Origin of the sequence: Streptomyces sp. NPDC051677, from assembly GCF_044453465.1 — a bacterium.
In the GTDB taxonomy this organism is placed as follows: Bacteria; Actinomycetota; Actinomycetes; order Streptomycetales; family Streptomycetaceae; genus Streptomyces.
Genome location: NZ_JBITCT010000026.1, coordinates 47,905 through 59,716 on the forward strand (window position 1 = coordinate 47,905; position 11,812 = coordinate 59,716).

The 11,812-nt window shown below is 69.7% G+C and carries 10 protein-coding genes; 7 read left to right on the forward strand and 3 right to left on the reverse strand.

All coding sequences use genetic code 11. The features are described from left to right. Positions 1-188: 188 nt before the first annotated feature. The 4 genes from ACIBAF_RS27920 (at position 189) to ACIBAF_RS27935 (ending at position 5,218) form a co-directional block, all read left to right on the forward strand. A complete protein-coding gene (locus ACIBAF_RS27920; RefSeq protein WP_399466616.1) occupies positions 189-3,548 on the forward strand; it encodes a nitrate- and nitrite sensing domain-containing protein in 3,360 nt (1,119 codons plus the stop codon). Between the two features lie 10 nt (positions 3,549-3,558). Further along, the gene (locus ACIBAF_RS27925) at positions 3,559-3,972 is read left to right on the forward strand and encodes a roadblock/LC7 domain-containing protein (protein WP_037781109.1); all 414 of its coding nucleotides are present in this window, start codon (positions 3,559-3,561) and stop codon (positions 3,970-3,972) included. A gap of 96 nt (positions 3,973-4,068) precedes the next feature. After that, a complete protein-coding gene (locus ACIBAF_RS27930; protein WP_399466618.1) occupies positions 4,069-4,656 on the forward strand; it encodes a DUF742 domain-containing protein in 588 nt (195 codons plus the stop codon). Beyond that, the gene (locus ACIBAF_RS27935) at positions 4,637-5,218 is read left to right on the forward strand and encodes an ATP/GTP-binding protein (RefSeq protein WP_026248371.1); all 582 of its coding nucleotides are present in this window, start codon (positions 4,637-4,639) and stop codon (positions 5,216-5,218) included. Before ACIBAF_RS27930 ends, ACIBAF_RS27935 begins: the two co-directional genes overlap by 20 nt. 75 nt (positions 5,219-5,293) lie before the next feature. Here the strand turns inward: ACIBAF_RS27935 and ACIBAF_RS27940 are convergent, their stop codons facing one another. Both ACIBAF_RS27940 and ACIBAF_RS27945 read right to left on the reverse strand, forming a co-directional pair. Further along, complete coding sequence (locus ACIBAF_RS27940; RefSeq protein WP_079659281.1) at positions 5,294-5,488, reverse strand: acyl-CoA carboxylase subunit epsilon; 195 nt, start codon at positions 5,486-5,488, stop codon at positions 5,294-5,296. Positions 5,489-5,545: 57 nt separating this feature from the next. Further along, a complete protein-coding gene (locus ACIBAF_RS27945) occupies positions 5,546-7,150 on the reverse strand; it encodes an acyl-CoA carboxylase subunit beta (protein WP_399466620.1) in 1,605 nt (534 codons plus the stop codon). A 369-nt stretch (positions 7,151-7,519) separates the two neighbouring features. Here ACIBAF_RS27945 and ACIBAF_RS27950 point away from each other — a divergent pair, with 369 nt between their 5' ends. The 3 genes from ACIBAF_RS27950 to ACIBAF_RS27960 all read left to right on the forward strand — a co-directional run bounded on the left by ACIBAF_RS27950 (position 7,520) and on the right by ACIBAF_RS27960 (position 11,228). Beyond that, entirely contained in the window at positions 7,520-8,119 is a 600-nt protein-coding gene (locus tag ACIBAF_RS27950) for a YceI family protein (protein WP_399466622.1), read from the forward strand. A gap of 94 nt (positions 8,120-8,213) precedes the next feature. Next, positions 8,214-8,852 (forward strand): hypothetical protein, encoded by a 639-nt coding sequence (locus tag ACIBAF_RS27955; protein ID WP_399466623.1) that lies wholly within the window; start codon positions 8,214-8,216, stop codon positions 8,850-8,852. A 348-nt stretch (positions 8,853-9,200) separates the two neighbouring features. Next, positions 9,201-11,228 (forward strand): tetratricopeptide repeat protein, encoded by a 2,028-nt coding sequence (locus ACIBAF_RS27960; RefSeq protein WP_399466624.1) that lies wholly within the window; start codon positions 9,201-9,203, stop codon positions 11,226-11,228. 46 nt (positions 11,229-11,274) lie between these two features. Here the strand turns inward: ACIBAF_RS27960 and ACIBAF_RS27965 are convergent, their stop codons facing one another. Further along, positions 11,275-11,715 (reverse strand): ATP-binding protein, encoded by a 441-nt coding sequence (locus tag ACIBAF_RS27965; RefSeq protein WP_399466625.1) that lies wholly within the window; start codon positions 11,713-11,715, stop codon positions 11,275-11,277. Positions 11,716-11,812: the final 97 nt, after the last annotated feature.

The window sequence follows — 11,812 nt, forward strand, 5'->3', positions numbered from 1 at the left end:
TGACCGTTTTATCTGGGGTTTACATCACGTCGAACCAACTCTTTCCCATGTTTGGAGGAGCACTGGTCGTCGTGCTGGAATGCCTGAACTGCCCAATAGTCAATGACGTACTCATGGTCGATGGCTGACCGGGCTCTGAGACACTGCGGCACGACGAAGGTGCCGACCGCCGAGAGGTTGTTGGTCGAGTGAGGCGAAGCAAGAAAAGTCCCGAGCCGACGGCCCGGGGCAACTTCACCCCGCCGCCGCGCGGAGCGGCGACCGCCCCTGCGCCCGGCTCGGAGCCGACGGCCGCGCCCGCCAAGAGCGGCGGCCGTCTCTCCCCGCGCAACTGGCGGGTGCCGACCCGGCTGAACGCGATTCTGCTCATACCCGTGGTGGTCGGCCTGGTCATGGGCGGCTTCCAGGTGAAGAGCTCGATCGACACCTGGCAGGAGGCCGAGGACGCGGAGAACACCGCGCGTCTGGTGCGGGCCGCCCTGAGCTACGGCGACGCCCTCTACAAGGAACGCGACATCTCGGCCGCCCCCCTCCTCGCGGGCAAGCAGAACGACGCGACGGTCACCGCCGCCCGCCAGGCCACGAACACCGCGGCCGACGCCTTCGACGAAGCCGCGAAGAACATGCCGGCCAAGGCCGGCCTGGAGCGCCGACTCCAGTTGTTCCGCACCGCGGAGACCAAGCTGACGACGCTGCGCGCGGCCGCCTACTCCTCCAAGCTCACCGGCGTGCAGACCGAGGAGGGTTACACCCAGGTCGCGCACCCCCTGATGGAGTTCTCCAACGAGCTCGGTCTGGGCACCGGAAACATCACCTCCTACGGCCGTACCGTCTACGCCATCTCGCTGACCAAGGCCGCGCTGTCCCTGGAGCGCTCGATCGGCATGCACCTGCTGATCAAGCCGGGCCCGCAGGACACCGACTTCGCCAAGCAGAAGGTCTCCCTCTCCTCTTACGCCTACCTCGAGGGCATCGCCATCGAGGAGTACATCGGCGGCGGCACCGCGGCCGACGCGAAGAGGCTGGACGAGGCCACGGCGAAGATCAAGAGCGACGGCGCCGCACAGGCCGCCGCCGCGAAGCAGAAGGACCCGGACTACGTTCCGCCGCCGTCCGACCCGACCACGATGGTCGGCGCCATCTCCACCATGGAGACGACCTCGGGCGCCGAGCGCGCCGGGCTCGCCGAGAAGGGCATCAGCAAGGAGAACTGGTGGGCGGTCACCACGCTGAAGTACGACGCCTACCGGCAGATCGAGTCGGACATGGCCGACAAGGCCGTGACCGAGGCCTCGGACATCGCCGCTGACGCCAAGACCTCCGCGATCATCACCGGCGCCGCAGTCGTCGTCGCCCTGCTCCTGGCGTTCATCCTCGCCGGCGCCGTGGCCCGCCAGATGAGCCGTGCGATGCGCCAGCTGCGCAACGCCGCCTTCGGCATCGCCGAGCAGCGCCTTCCGATGCTGGTCGACCAGCTCTCGCGCACCGACCCCGGACGCGTCGACACCCGCGTGCAGGCCATCCCGATCACCACCACGGACGAGATCGGCGAGGTCGCCCGCGCCTTCGACCAGGTGCACCGCGAGGCCGTCCGGCTCGCCGCCGAGCAGGCCCTGCTGCGGGGCAACATCAACGCGATCTTCACCAACCTCTCGCGCCGCAACCAGTCGCTGATCGAGGGCCAGCTGACCCTGATCACCGACCTGGAGAACAACGAGGCCGACCCGGACCAGCTGGAGAACCTCTTCCGCCTGGACCACCTCGCGACCCGTATGCGCCGCAACGGCGAGAACCTCCTGGTCCTGGCCGGCGAGGAGCCCGGCCGCCGCTGGGACCAGCCGGTCCCGCTGGTCGACGTGCTGCGCGCCGCCTCCTCCGAGGTGGAGCAGTACGAGCGCATCGAACTCTCGGGCGTCCCGGAGGCCGAGATCCACGGCCGCGCCGTGACCGACCTCGTGCACCTGCTCGCCGAGCTGCTGGAGAACGCCACGACGTTCTCCTCCCCGCAGACCAAGGTCCGGGTCACCGCGACCCGTCTCCCCGACGGCCGCGTGATGATCGAGATCCACGACAAGGGCATCGGCCTCACCGCCGAGGACTTCGCGGACATCAACCACAAGCTGGCCAACCCGCCGACGGTGGACGCCGCGATCTCGCAGCGCATGGGCCTGTTCGTGGTCGGCCGGCTGTCCGACCGGCACGGCATCCGCGTCCAGCTGCGCCCCTCGGGCGAGCAGGCCGGCACGACCTCGCTGGTCATGCTGCCCGACGCGATCACGCACGGTGGCGGTGGCGGCGAGCACCAGCCCGACCGCGACGAGTTCACCGTCTCGCAGATCATCCCGGAGCAGGACTTCCGCCCCGGCGGCGAGGACTTCAACACCGGCCTGCCGATGCGCACCGCCGCCGAACTCGGCTTCGACGACAGCCAGTACGAGGTCCCGGACGACATCCGCGACCTGGACCCGGTGGGCCGCTCGCTGATGCGCGAGGAACGCCGTGCGGCGCTGGAGACCCCGCCGGGCCCGGGTCAGCCCGGTCAGCCGGCCGCGCAGCAGCCGCAGCAGTCCGGCGAGACGCCCGCGTTCGGCGAGGGCTTCGACGCGCCCCGTCAGCAGCAGGCCTTCGACGCGGGCCAGAACGGCTACGACCCCGCGCAGAACGGCGCCCGCAACGGCTACGACGGCAGCGCGACCGGCTACGCCGAGCAGCCCGCGGCGTTCGACCAGCAGACGGCGTACGAGGAGCAGCAGCGCCCGGCGTACGACGATCAGTACTTCGCGCCGAACGGCGGTGTGCCGCAGGCCGACTCGTACTCCACGAACGGCGGCCTGCCGCAGAACGACGCCTTCTCGTCGAACGGCGGTTACCCGGACCCCGCCTATGCGGAGCCCGTCCAGGAGGAGCGGCCGGCGTCCCCCGCCACCGCCTCCAAGGACTTCCAGCCCTACGAGGAGCAGCAGTCCTACCAGGACGACTGGCCTCAGCAGCCCCAGCAGAACGGCCACACGAGCGGTTACCAGAACGGCTACCCGGACCAGTACGCTCCGGAAGCGGAATCCGCTCCGGTCGCTGACGCGGGTGAGCAGAACCGCGTAGGCTTCGACCGTCCGGGACCGACCCCCTCCGCCTCCCACGCACTGACCGACGCCGGTCTCCCCCGCCGCGGCTCCGCCGCAAGCGGTGCGAACGGCTCGGGCCCCGCGAAGCAGGAAGCGTCGGCCACCTCTTCTCAGAGCAGCGGCGGCGGCGACATCTGGCGTACGGCGAACGACGAGCGGTGGCAGCAGGCCTCCGCTCTGAAGAAGCCCAAGGCGGGTGGGGTCACCTCCTCCGGCCTGCCGCGGCGGGTGCCCAAGGCCAATCTGGTCGAGGGCGCGGCCGAGAGCACCCCTCAGGGAGGCCCTCAGGTCTCCCGCGCCCCGGAGGACGTCCGAGGCAGGTTGAGCAACCTGCGTCGGGGCGTCCAGCGGGGACGCAACGCAGGAAGCAGTGAAACGAACGGTCAGGGCTTCGGTTCTGACAGCACCTACAACCAGGAGCGTTAGTGTGAGCCCGATGAGCCAGGCGGCACAGAACCTGAACTGGTTGATCACCAACTTCGTGGACAACACCCCGGGGGTGTCCCACACGGTGGTGGTCTCCGCCGACGGACTCCTTCTGGCGATGTCCGAAGGCTTCCCCCGCGACCGTGCCGACCAGCTCGCGGCCGTCGCCTCCGGTCTGACGTCCCTGACGGCAGGCGCCTCCCGGATCTTCGAGGGGGGCAGCGTGAATCAGACGGTTGTGGAGATGGAGCGGGGATTCCTCTTCATCATGTCCGTATCCGACGGTTCCTCGCTCGCGGTTCTCGCTCACCCCGAGGCGGACATCGGTCTCATTGGGTACGAGATGGCCCTTCTGGTGGACCGTGCGGGTTCGGTCCTGACGCCCGACCTTCGTGCGGAGCTCCAAGGGAGCCTGCTCAACTGACAGACGGACGGTGCGTTTTGGCGTCCCGAGGCCGTAGGGTTTCGGGACGCGGCTTCCACGTGATGGGCGCCAGGCACATTCGGAGGAGGAGAGAAAGTGGCAACACCCCCAGGCGGTTCGAATTCGGGTAACTGGTCGTACGGCCCTGCCCAGGGCCAGGGCGACGGTTCCCAGAACGCGAACCGTTACAACTTCCCCTCCGCGCCCAGCCAGCAGAGGCCGTACTCGCCCCAGGGTCCGCAGGGTCCCGGGCCGTCTCCGTACGACCAGCCGCCGGCGCCGCGCATCCAGCCCGTGCAGCCGCATCGCCGCACCCCCGAGGCGGCCCCCGCCGGGGCGTCGAACAACCCGCTGGTGCGTCCGTACGCCATGACCGGTGGCCGGACCCGCCCGCGTTACCAGCTCGCCATCGAGGCGCTGGTGCACACCACTGCGCAGCCGCACCAGATGCAGGGCCAACTGCCCGAGCATCAGCGGATCTGCAACCTCTGCCGAGAGATCAAGTCGGTCGCCGAGATCTCGGCGCTGCTGACCATCCCCCTCGGCGTGGCCAGGATCCTCGTCGCCGACTTGGCGGAGGCGGGACTGGTCGCCATCCATCAGCCCGGCGGCGACGAGAACGCCGGCGGCCAGCCAGACGTGACACTGCTCGAAAGGGTGCTCAGTGGACTTCGCAAGCTCTAGCGGGGGTCCCTCCCGCTCCACCACTTCCGCGAAGATCGTGGTGGCGGGCGGCTTCGGCGTGGGCAAGACCACGTTCGTCGGGGCTGTTTCGGAGATCAATCCGCTGCGCACCGAGGCCGTCATGACGTCCGCGTCGGCGGGCATCGACGACCTCACCCACACCGGGGACAAGACGACCACGACGGTCGCCATGGACTTCGGCCGCATCACCCTGGACCAGGACCTGATCCTGTACCTGTTCGGCACCCCCGGCCAGGACCGCTTCTGGTTCATGTGGGACGACCTGGTGCGCGGCGCGATCGGCGCGATCGTGCTCGTGGACACCCGTCGTCTCGCCGACTGCTTCCCCGCGGTCGACTACTTCGAGAACTCGGGTCTGCCGTTCGTGATCGCCCTGAACGGGTTCGACGGGAACCAGCCGTACAACCCGGACGAGGTGCGGGAGGCTCTGCAGATCGGGCCGGACACGCCGATCATCACGACCGACGCACGGCATCGCGCCGACGCGAAGTCCGCGCTGATCACTCTCGTGGAGCATGCGCTGATGGCTCGCCTGCGGTAGCGTCCGCGCCCCTTGGGCATGCAGAAGGGCCCCTCTCTTGGAGAGGGGCCCTTCTTCGTGCTTCTTGCCGCGGGCTCAGTGCCAGCTGTGGGGGGCTCGGAAGCCGCCCTCGCGCTCCAGGCGGCGCCAGCCGGCCTTGGGACGGCGGTGGTGCGCCTCGGGGGTCTCGGAGGAGCGGGCGGCGGCGCGGGCCAGGAGGATCGCCGTGATGGCGGCGACTTCCTCGGGCTCGGCGTGGCCCTTCTCGACGCGGATGTCGGGAGTGTTCATGGGTGTCAGTCTCCGGGAGAGAGGTTTCCGCAGGGGTACCGCGAAGGATCCGCAGGGTTACTGCGGGGGGTTGCCGTGCTTGCGCGAGGGCAGATCGGCGTGCTTGGACTGCAGCATGGCGAGGGACCGGATGAGGACCTCGCGGGTCTCGGAGGGGTCGATGACGTCGTCGACCAGGCCGCGCTCCGCCGCGTAGTACGGGTGCATCAGCTCGGACTTGTACTCCTTGACCATGCGGGCCCGCATGGCCTCGGGGTCCTCGGCCTCGGCGATCTGACGCCGGAAGATGACGTTGGCGGCGCCTTCGGCGCCCATCACGGCGATCTCGTTCGTCGGCCAGGCGTAGGTGAGGTCCGCACCGATGGACTGGCTGTCCATGACGATGTAGGCACCTCCGTAGGCCTTGCGCAGGATCAGCGAGATCCTCGGCACGGTCGCGTTGCAGTAGGCGTAGAGCAGCTTCGCGCCGTGCCGGATGATTCCGCCGTGTTCCTGGTCGACGCCCGGGAGGAACCCGGGGACGTCCAGGAGCGTGACGATCGGGACATTGAAAGCGTCACACATCTGGACAAAGCGTGCAGCTTTTTCCGACGCCTCGATGTCCAGGACGCCGGCGAGGGACTGCGGCTGGTTGGCCACGATGCCGACGACCTGGCCGTCCAGCCGGGCCAGGGCGCAGATGATGTTGCGGGCCCAGCGCTCGTGCACCTCGACGTACTCGCCGTCGTCGACGATCTCCTCGATGACCTTGGTCATGTCGTACGGGCGGTTGCCGTCCGCCGGGACCAGGTCGAGCAGGACGTCGCTTCGGCGGTCGGCCGGGTCGCCGGACTCGGCGCGCGGGGGGTTCTCGCGGTTGTTCTGCGGGAGCAGCGAGAGGAGGTAGCGGACCTCCGCGATGCAGGTCTCCTCGTCGTCGTACGCGAAGTGGCAGACGCCGGAGGTCTCGGCGTGCACGTCGGCGCCGCCGAGGCCGTTCTGGGTGATCTCCTCGCCGGTGACCGCCTTGACGACGTCCGGGCCGGTGATGAACATCTGCGAGGTCTCGCGGACCATGAAGACGAAGTCGGTGAGGGCGGGGCTGTAGGCCGCGCCGCCCGCACAGGGACCGAGCATCACGCTGATCTGCGGGATGACGCCGGAGGCCTTGGTGTTGCGCTGGAAGATGCCGCCGTAACCGGCGAGCGCGGAGACGCCCTCCTGGATACGGGCGCCGGCGCCGTCGTTGAGCGAGACCAGCGGGGCGCCGGCCGCGATGGCCATGTCCATGATCTTGTGGATCTTCGTGGCGTGGGCCTCGCCCAGCGCGCCGCCGAAGATGCGGAAGTCATGGGCGTAGACGAAGACCGTACGGCCCTCCACCGTGCCCCAGCCGGTGATGACACCGTCGGTGAACGGCTTCTTGGCCTCCAGGCCGAACCCGGTCGCCCGGTGCCGGCGCAGCTGCTCGACCTCCTGGAAGGACCCGGGGTCCACAAGCAGCTCGATCCGCTCCCGGGCGGTCAGCTTGCCCTTGGCGTGCTGCGCCTGGGTCGCCTTCTCGCTCGGGCCGGCCAGCGCCTGGGCGCGGATCTCGTGCAGCTCGGCCACGCGCCCGCGCGCGTCCGTGGGCTCCGAGGGTTCCGCGGTCGGCTCACCCGTCGTCTCTTCCAAAACGGTCATGTAGCGACCTTACGAAGCCCACCAAGAAAAGAGAGACGTCGACTCCGTACAGTCTCCGGCGCGTTTTCCTGGTAGCACTGAACAGAACCAGGCCGGCGTGCAGGCGTTCCGACTGCTCAGGGGGCCTGGGGCTTGTCGAGGTCGAACAAAGCGGGGCCTGAGACCCGGCTCACATTCGACAGGGGCGCGTGCCCTCCTCCGGGTGAACGGCAGGGCCGGACGGCCGTTCGCGATCATCGCATGGAGCAATGAGGGAAACACATTGCCGATGATGTTGAGCCTTGAACGGAATAGGTCTACGGTCGGTCGTGTTGACCTCGTTGAAGATTCAACATCATCGATCTTCCTCGTCACTCCAAGGAGCACGTCATGGGCATCTTCGGCAACAAGAGCACCGACGAGAGCGCCGCCGGTGCGGTGAACCCCGACCTCGCCGCCCTGACCGGTGACTACACGATCGACCCGGCGCACTCGACGCTCGGCTTCGTCGCACGCCACGCGATGGTCACGAACGTCAAGGGCAAGTTCGACGAATTCACCGGCACGCTGCACCTGGACGGCGCCGATCCGGCCAAGTCCACCGCCTCCATCGACGTCAAGATGGACAGCATCGAGACCGGCTCCGCCGACCGTGACGGCCACCTGAAGAGCTCGGACTTCTTCAAGACCGACGAGTTCCCGACGATGACGTTCCGCTCCACCTCCGCCGAGGCGCTCGGCGGCGACGACTACCGCATCACCGGCGACCTGAGCATCCTCGGCGTGACCAAGCCGCTCAGCATCGACCTGGAGTTCAACGGCGCCGCCAAGGACCCGTTCGGCAACGAGCGCGTCGGCTTCGAGGGCAAGGCGGAGATCCTGCGCTCGGAGTGGGGCCTGACCTGGAACGCGGCGCTGGAGACGGGCGGCGTCCTGGTCTCCGACAAGATCAAGCTGAACTTCGACATCTCGGCGATCAAGAACGCGTAAGACAGTCGTCGAATTTCGTAAGAAATCGGCGGATAGGGGCCGGAAGCGAGTAGCTCCCGGCCCTTCGCTGTGCTCTGTGTCACAGTCACGAGGCATGAGCACCATGACCGGACCCCAGCACTACCCGGGCGCGAACCGCGACCACTGGTACCAGGACCACTTCGGCGGTGACCGCATGGAGGTCAACGTCGTCGTCCTGCACACCACGGAGGGCAGTTCGCTGCCCGACTACCAGGGCGGCGCCGTCGCGCCCAACCTGACAGCGGTGCCGGACTTCGCCGCCAAGCGGCTGAAGTGGTACCAGCACTTCGACATCGACGTCTCCTCACGCGCGCTGGCCAACCCGCGCGGCGGCGTCGAGACGAACACGCTGAACGTCTGCCAGGCGGAACTCGTCGGCACCTGCGACCCCGACGTCCACGCCCGGCTGAACGCCGGCGACCGGACGCACATCTACTGGCCGAAGGCCCCGGAGTGGGCGCTGCGCGGGGTCGCCCAGTACCTGGCGTGGATGCACATCCACCACAAGGTGCCGCTGCACGGGCCGCCGCTGTGGCCCGCGTACCCGAAGTCCGCGGGCAACGGGGGCGGGCAGCGGATGAGCGGGGCGCAGTGGAACGCGTTCAAGGGCGTGTGCGGGCACATGCACGTGCCCGAGAACGCACACGGCGACCCCGGCGGGATCGACTTCGGCGAGCTGCTCGGCTTCGCGAAGGCGGCGGTCCAGGACTGACGGGGGCTCGCCGGACCGACCGCGGTCCACGTGGACTGACGGCGGTTCACGTGGACCGGTCCGACGCCCGCGGCTTCCAGCGGTCAGGCGTCGAGGGTGGGCGCGCGGGGGAAGGCATACGACGGTCGTAGGGGCCGGATGGGGCGGTTCGTTCCTGTCCCGGGAGCGGTGCGCGCTCGGTTCGGCGGCGACGAAGGAGGGGGGGCGGGGCCGGTGGGCGGCGATCACATCGAGTTCCGGGGGAATCTGATCGTGGGGTCCGTCACCGGGTTGGGGATCGGGGTGGGAGCCGGGCCGGGGGCCGGATCGGGGGCCGGATCGGGGGCCGCTCCCCCGCCTTCGGGCGCCGTGTCCAATCTGCCGGGCGCACCGGCCGTGTTCACGGGCCGGGACACCGAGGCCGAACGGCTGCTGAACGTCCTCGATCCGGCCGCCGGACCCGGCAGAGCAGCCGGGGTCGGGGTCCCTGTCGGTGTCGGGGTCGCCGCCGTCGCCGGTCTGGGCGGTGTGGGCAAGACCGCCCTCGCCCTGCACGTGGCGTACACGGCACGCGCGCGAGGCTGGTTTTCCGGCGGGGCGCTCTTCGTGGACCTGCGCGGGTACGACGAGGTCCCGGCGACCCCCGAGCACGCCGTGCTGTCGCTGCTGCGGGTGCTCGGCGAGGACGGGCCGGGCGACGAGGACCTCTACGGCCGCTACCGTGCCGAACTCGCCCGCCGCGAACCGATGTTGATCGTTCTCGACAACGTCTCCGACCCGGCTCAGGTCGCCCCCCTGCTGCCCGGGGAAGGCGACGGGCACCGCGTGCTGGTGACCTCCCGGGACGTCCAGGACTCCCTCTCCGTACGGCAGTTCACGATCGGCGTGCTGGAGACCGACGACGCCTGTCTGCTCGTGGACCGCTCCCTGCGAGAACACGACCCCGAGGACCGGCGCGCCACCGAACAACCCGACGCCGTCCGTGAACTGGCGGCCCTGTGCGGCCACTTGCCCCTCGCCCTGCTGATCGCCGCCGCACTGCTACGACGCCGTCGACCGCGCCCGGTGAGCACGCTGACCGCCGAGCTGCGCACCGCCGCCGACCGGGTGCGGGCGCTGCATTTCAAGGGAGTGCGGGAGCTGGCGCTGCGGCCGGTCTTCGACGTCATGTACGGCCGGCTGGAGCCGGAGGTCGCCCGGGTGCTGAGGGCGCTGGGGCAGGCGCCCGCTCCCGAGGTGTGGGTGGACTCCGCGGTCGTCCTCGCGAACGTGGCGCTGGAGGAGCTGCTGCCCGTGCTGGACGACCTGGTCGCCGCGTCCCTGCTGACCGCGGACCCCAGCGGCGAGCTGTGGCGGATGCACGACCTGGTCCAGGTGTACGTCCGCAGCGTGTCGGACGCGGACCCGGAGACCGCCCAGGAGGCGGAGACGGCCCGGGCAAACCTCCTCGACATCACCGAGATCGGCGTGCGGTCCGCCAACAACTGCCTCTGGCCCGGCTCCCACCCCGAGGTCCCCGACTCCTTGGACTCCTTCGACGGCGACTACCTGCGCGCGCTGAACTGGCTCGACGTGCAACGCCAGACGCTCCTCGGCCTGGCCCGGTGGATGGACACGGAAACCCCGGAGCGGGCCAGGACGGCCATGGCGCTGGGGGTCAATCTCAACATGTACCTGAACCTGCGCCGAGCCCACCACGACTGGCTGGAGGTGGCGACTGCCGTGCACCGCACCGCGCAGCGCCTGGGCGACACCGCGGACGTGGCCGCCGCGTGCCAGTCGCTGGGCATGTGCCTGACCACGGTCGGCCGGGGCGAGGAGGCAGTCCCCCTCCTGCGCCGCGCGACAGAGCTCTGCGCCGAGACGCGGAACCAGCGGGCCGAAGGCGGCGCGTGGACGAACCTCGGGATCGTCCTGCGCGCTCTGGGCAGGCACGCCGAGGCCCTCCGGGCCCACAAGGGCAGCCTGCGCCTGTTCGAAGCGCTCGGTGACCGGCGCTCCAAGGGAGTCGCGCTCATCAACTACGGCGTCACTCTCCACGCGCTGGGACGGTACGACGACTCGCTCGCCGCCACCCGCAAAGCGCTCGCCATCGCTCTCGACCTGGGCGACAAGGCAGGCGAGGCGTCCGTCCGATCCTTCCTGGGCCGCCTCTCGTTGGCGGCCGGCCGCCCCGACCGGGCCGCCGACGAGTACCTGCGCTCCCTCCGCCTGCACACCGCCTTCGACCACCCGCACGAGGCGGCGACAGCTGCCCTTTGCATGGGCCAGGCCCTGCGCGTCCTGGGCCGGCACGCCGAGGCCGAAGACGTCCTGAGAGCCGCCGCCGCAGGCTTCGCATACGCCGGCGCGGAGAAGGAAGCGAAGCAGGCCCTACGGCTGGCCCGGCAACGGTAGGGTCCCGGCGAGGTCCCAGGCAGGCCTTCGCAGCAGCCGCGCAAGCCTACGACCACGTCGGCGCCGGGGCCAAAGGCGCCGGGGCCCGGCATGCCGCTGAACATCCGTAGAACTCGCACCACACGAACTTGCCCGGAGCCCGCTCCCCCACCCCCCACTTGTCCGCGAGCGCGGTGACGAGGAGGAGGCCTCGGCCGTGTTCCGCGTCTGGGGGCGCGTGGTCCGGCGCTCGGATCTCGCCCGGGCCGCTGTCGTGGATCTCGACTCGGAGGACGCCGTCCGTCGGGTGCAGGCAGAGGTGGAGGGCGAAGCCCCGGCCGGGCGGGACTCCGTGGAGGACGGCGTTCGTGGCGAGTTCGCTCACGCAGAGCTGGACGTCGTCGGTGCGGTCGGTCCAGGACCAGGTGGTGAGGGTCTCGTGGGTGAACTCGCGGGCCAGGCGGACGTTTCTGCGATCGCGGAGGTAGAAGCGGGATTCGACGTTCACGAGGCGATTGTCACTGTGGGTCACTAAGGTGGTGCAGTGAGTGAAGCCGTAGTTTGCTTTCCTACGGCTTCGCTGCGACGGCTCGGGGTGTTCACGG

Excerpts from the sequence above, each read along its gene's own strand:
- ACIBAF_RS27955 (WP_399466623.1), top strand. The coding sequence starts at position 8,214 with ATGAGCACCATGACCGGACCCCAGCACTACCCGGGCGCGAACCGCGAC.
- ACIBAF_RS27940 (WP_079659281.1), bottom strand. The coding sequence starts at position 5,488 with ATGAACACTCCCGACATCCGCGTCGAGAAGGGCCACGCCGAGCCCGAG.
- ACIBAF_RS27925 (WP_037781109.1), top strand. The coding sequence starts at position 3,559 with ATGAGCCAGGCGGCACAGAACCTGAACTGGTTGATCACCAACTTCGTG.
- ACIBAF_RS27950 (WP_399466622.1), top strand. The coding sequence starts at position 7,520 with ATGGGCATCTTCGGCAACAAGAGCACCGACGAGAGCGCCGCCGGTGCG.
- ACIBAF_RS27945 (WP_399466620.1), bottom strand. The coding sequence starts at position 7,150 with ATGACCGTTTTGGAAGAGACGACGGGTGAGCCGACCGCGGAACCCTCG.